Origin of the sequence: Vogesella oryzagri (genome assembly GCF_040148885.1) — a bacterium.
Taxonomy (GTDB): Bacteria; Pseudomonadota; Gammaproteobacteria; order Burkholderiales; family Chromobacteriaceae; genus Vogesella; species Vogesella oryzagri.
In genome coordinates, this window is record NZ_JBEFLD010000014.1 from 1 (window position 1) to 4924 (window position 4924).

At 66.5% G+C, this 4924-nt stretch carries 4 protein-coding genes; all 4 read left to right on the forward strand.

What is annotated here, in order from left to right; genetic code table 11:
• Positions 1-3 precede the first annotated feature (3 nt).
• Positions 4-1257, forward strand: coding sequence for a sarcosine oxidase subunit beta family protein (locus ABNW52_RS18500; RefSeq protein WP_349591146.1), 1254 nt, complete (start codon positions 4-6; stop codon positions 1255-1257).
• 11 nt (positions 1258-1268) lie between these two features.
• Positions 1269-1565, forward strand: coding sequence for a sarcosine oxidase subunit delta (locus ABNW52_RS18505; RefSeq protein ID WP_349591141.1), 297 nt, complete (start codon positions 1269-1271; stop codon positions 1563-1565).
• Complete coding sequence (locus ABNW52_RS18510) at positions 1562-4582, forward strand: sarcosine oxidase subunit alpha family protein (RefSeq protein ID WP_349591143.1); 3021 nt, start codon at positions 1562-1564, stop codon at positions 4580-4582. Before ABNW52_RS18505 ends, ABNW52_RS18510 begins: the two co-directional genes overlap by 4 nt.
• Positions 4575-4924 (forward strand): sarcosine oxidase subunit gamma family protein (locus ABNW52_RS18515; RefSeq protein ID WP_349591145.1); only part of this gene is annotated, 350 nt, incomplete at its 3' end. The genes ABNW52_RS18510 and ABNW52_RS18515, both read left to right, overlap by 8 nt.

Sequence of the window (4924 nt, forward strand, 5' to 3'; positions counted from 1 at the left end):
TCCATGGCAAACCGTTACTCCTTCTGGAGCCTGCTCAAACACGGGCTCAAACATCACGAAACCTGGCAACCGGCCTGGCGTACACCGCAGCTCAAGCCACGTTACGACGTGATCATCATCGGCGGTGGCGGCCACGGCCTGGCTACCGCCTACTATCTGGCCAAGAACCACGGCGTCAAGAACGTCGCCGTGTTGGAGAAAGGCTACCTCGGCGGCGGTAACACCGCCCGCAACACCACCATCGTCCGCTCCAACTACCTGTGGGACGAATCCGCCCACCTGTACGAGCATGCCCTCAAACTGTGGGAAGGCCTGTCGCAGGAGCTGAACTTCAACGTGATGTTCAGCCAGCGCGGGGTGATGAACCTCGGCCACACCCTGCAGGACATGCGCGACATCGAGCGCCGCGTCAACGCCAACGTGCTCAACGGCATCGACGGCGTGATCCTGTCGCCGAAGGAAATCCAGGACATCGTGCCGCTGATGGACGTGGGGGCCAGTACCCGCTTCCCGGTAATGGGCGCCAGCTACCAGCCGCGCGGCGGCGTAGCCCGCCACGATGCGGTGGCCTGGGGCTTTGCCCGCGCCGCCAGCGAGCTGGGCGTGGACCTGATCGAGCAGTGTGAAGTCACCGGCATGATCATCGAGGATGGCCGCATCAAGGGCGTGCATACCTCGCAGGGCGACGTGTTCGCCGACCGCGTCGGCTGTGTCGCCGCCGGCAGCACCTCCACCCTGGCCAAGATGGCCAAGGTGCGCCTGCCGCTGGAAAGCCACCCGCTGCAGGCCTTCGTCTCCGAATCGATGAAGCCGTGCCTAGACACCGTGGTGATGTCCAACGCGGTACACGGCTATGTCAGCCAGTCCGACAAGGGCGAGCTGGTGATCGGCGCCGGTATCGACAGCTACCTGGGCTACGGCCAGCGCGGCAGCCCGCACGTGATCGAGCACACTGCCGCCGCCATCATCGAGCTGTTCCCCAGCTTCTCGCGCGTGCGCCTGAACCGCCAGTGGGGCGGCATCGTCGACGTGGCGCCGGACGCCTGTCCGATCATCGGCAAGTCGCCGGTGAAGGGGCTGTACTTCAACTGCGGCTGGGGCACCGGTGGCTTCAAGGCCACCCCGGGCTCGGGCCACGTGTTCGCCCACACCATCGCCAACGATGCACCGCACCCGCTGAACGCCGCCTTCGCGCTGGACCGCTTCAGCACCGGTCATCTGATCGACGAACACGGCGCCGCCGGCGTAGCGCACTAGGAGAGCCCCTTATGTTCCAGCTTCACTGTCCGCACTGCGGGGCGACCCGCGAGGAAGAAGAATTCAGCTATGCCGGCGAGGCCTATATCGCCCGCCCGGCCAACCCGGAAGACGCCAGCGACGCGGAATGGGGTGACTACCTGTTCATGCGCAAGAACACCCGCGGCTGGTTCTGGGAGCAATGGCAGCACACCGCCGGCTGCCGCAAGGTGTTCGTCGTCAAGCGCCACACCGCCAGTTACCAGATTGCCGGCAGCTGGACGCTGGCAGAAGGCAAAGCGCATTACCTGAAGGAGAGCGAAGCATGAGCGCCTACCGTGTCCACCGTAACAGCCAGCGCATCAACACCCAGGCGCCGGTGCGCTTCAGCTTCGACGGCAAGAGCCATCAGGGCTTCGCCGGCGATACCCTGGCCTCGGCGCTGATTGCCAACGGCGTCAAGCTGATCGGCCGCAGCTTCAAGTACGGCCGCCCGCGCGGCATCATCGGCCACGGTTCGGAAGAGCCGAACGCGCTGATCCAGCTGGAAACCGGCGCCTACACCGTGCCGGACCTGAAAGCCACCCAGGTGGAGCTGTATGACGGCCTGTCCGCCACCACCACCACCGGCTTCCCGTCGCTGCACTTCGACCTGAAGGGCCTGGCCGGTACCTTCAGCCGCTTCATGCCGCCCGGCTTCTACTACAAGACCTTCATGGGTCCGGTGAAAGCCGCCTGGCCGATGTACGAGAAACTGATCCGCATGGCGGCCGGCTATGGCCGCGCGCCGGTGGATGCCGACCCGGAATACTATGACCACCTGCACCACCACGTCGACGTGCTGGTGGTGGGCGGCGGTGCCTGCGGCCTGTGGGCTGCCACCCTGGCCGGTCGTGCCGGCCTCAAGACCCTGCTGGTGGACGAGCAGAACGAAGCCGGCGGCTGGATGCTGTCCGACGCCAGCGCGCAGATCGACAGCAAGCCGGCGATGCAGTGGGTGGGCGAGCGCCTGGCCGAACTGGCCAGCCTGAACAACGTCACCGTACTGAGCCGCACCACCGCCTTCGCGCTGCACGAGCAGAACCTGGTGCAGGCACTGGAGCTGTGCCAGGACCACCTGCCGATCGGCAGCCGCAATCCGAACCAGCCGCGTCAGCGCCTGCACAAGATCCGCGCCCACCACGTGGTGCTGGCCGCCGGCGCCATCGAGCGTCCGCTGGTCTACGGCAACAACGACCGCCCGGGGGTGATGACCGCCGCCGCTGGCCAGACCTATCTCAACCGCTACGGCGTCGCCGTTGGCCGCAACGTGCTGCTGATGACGCACAACGATGCCGCCTACGACGCCGCCCGCGACCTGGCCGAAGCCGGCAGCCATGTCACGCTGATCGATACCCGCCTGCGCGGTGCCGCCGACTGGCGCCAGCAGCAGGCCAGGAAGGCCGGCGTCGAGCTGATGCTGGGCTACGGCATTGCCGAAGTGCATGGCCGCACTGCCGTCAGCGGCGCGCAGCTGGTACAGCTGGACCCGTTCACCAACACCGTGCGTGGCAAGGGCCCGCGCCTGTCGGCCGACAGCGTGCTGTCCTCCGGCGGCCTGACCTCCACCGTGCACCTGTTCTGCCACAACACCGGCCGTCCGTACTGGAAGGAAGAAAGCCTGTCCTTCGTGGTGCCGGACGAGGGCCGTCAGGGCATCAGCTGTGCCGGCGCCATTACCGGTCGCTGGGAACTGACTGACGCGCTGGCGCAGACCCATGCCGCCACCAGCGCCATGCTGCTCGGCTTCGGCCGCAGCACCCACGGTGACTGCCCGCAGGCGGGCGAGCACGACGTGGCCGCTACCCGTCGCCTGTTCCGCGTGCCGGACGGCCTGGCCGAGGGCCACGGCGCCAAGGCCTTCATCGACTTCCAGAACGACGTGTCCGCCGCCGACATCCACCTGGCGGTGCGCGAGAACTATCGCTCCATCGAACACGTGAAGCGCTACACCGCGCTGGGCTTCGGTACCGACCAGGGCAAGCTGTCCAACGTCAACGGCTTCGCCATCGCCGCCGAGGCGCTGGGCAAACCGATCTCCGCGGTCGGCACCACCACCTACCGCCCGGCCTACACCCCGGTGACCTTCGGGGCGCTGGCCGGCAGCCACAAGGCCGACACCTTCGAGCCGCGCCGCTACACCGCGATGCAGGCCTCGCACCTCAAGCGTGGCGCGCTGTTCGAGACCGTTGGTCAGTGGATGCGCCCGTGGTACTTCCCCAAGGGCAAGGAAACCCTGCACCAGGCCGTGGACCGCGAATGCCTGGCCACCCGTAACTCGGTGGGCGTGATGGATGCCTCCACCCTCGGCAAGATCGACGTCAAGGGCCCGGATGCGCGCGAATTCCTCAACCGCATCTACTCCAACGCCTGGAGCAAGCTGGACCCGGGCAAGTGCCGCTACGGCCTGATGCTGGACGAGAACGGCATGGTAATGGACGACGGCGTCACCGCCTGCCTGGCCGACGACCACTTCCACATGACCACCACCACCGGTGGCGCCGCCCGCGTGCTGAACTGGCTGGAACGCTGGCACCAGACCGAATGGCCGGAACTGAAGGTGCGCTTCACCTCCACCACCGACCACTGGAGTACCACCGCGGTGGTGGGGCCGAACAGCCGCAAAGTGCTGCAGAAACTGTGCAGCGACATCGACCTGTCGGCAGAGAACTTCAAGTTCATGGACTGGCGCGAAGGCACCGTGGCCGGCGTCCCGGCCAAGGTGTTCCGCATCTCCTTCTCCGGCGAACTGGCCTACGAGATCAACGTCGATGCCAGCTACGGCCACTACATGTGGGAACAGGTGATGACCGCCGGTGAAGAATTCGGCATCACCCCGTACGGTACCGAGACCATGCACGTGCTGCGAGCCGAGAAGGGCTTCATCATCGTCGGTCAGGACACCGACGGCTCGATGACGCCGATCGATCTGGCCATGGGCTGGGCGGTGGGCATGAAGAAGCCGTTCAGCTTCCTCGGCAAACGCTCGCTGTCGCGTTCCGACACCACGCGTTCCGACCGCAAACAGCTGGTTGGCCTGTACACCGCCGACCCGAAAGTGGTGCTGGCCGAAGGTGCGCAGATCCTGTCCACCCCGGACGCCACGCCGCCGGCCAATATGCAGGGCCATGTCACCTCCAGCTACCACAGCGCCTTCCTCGGCCGTTCCATCGCCATGGCGGTGCTGAAAGGCGGCAGCCAGCGCGAAGGCGACACCGTCTACGTGTGGGCGGGTGGCAAGGTGCACCCGGCCAAGGTGGTTTCCTCCGTATTCGTCGACCAAGAAGGGGTGCGTCAACATGCCTAACTTCCAACCCTATCTGCAATCGCCGCTGGCGAACTTCAACCTGCCGGCCGAGACCGTGCTGGTCGACAACAAGCAGCAGGTGCGCACCAACGAACTGCCGCTGCTGGGCTACATCGTGATTCGTGGCGAGCTGGCGGATGCCGCCATCGCTGCCGCCATCAGCCAGGTCACCGGCGCCGCGGTGCCGGCGGCCGGCCAGTTCACCAGCGGCGACGCGGGCGTGCTGCTGTGGCAGTCGCCGGACGAGCTGCTGCTGATCACCCGCCGCGCCGAGCTGACCCAAAGGTTGGCCGCTTTCGATGCCGCCTTTGCCGGCCTGTTCGCCCAGGCGGTGGACAACAG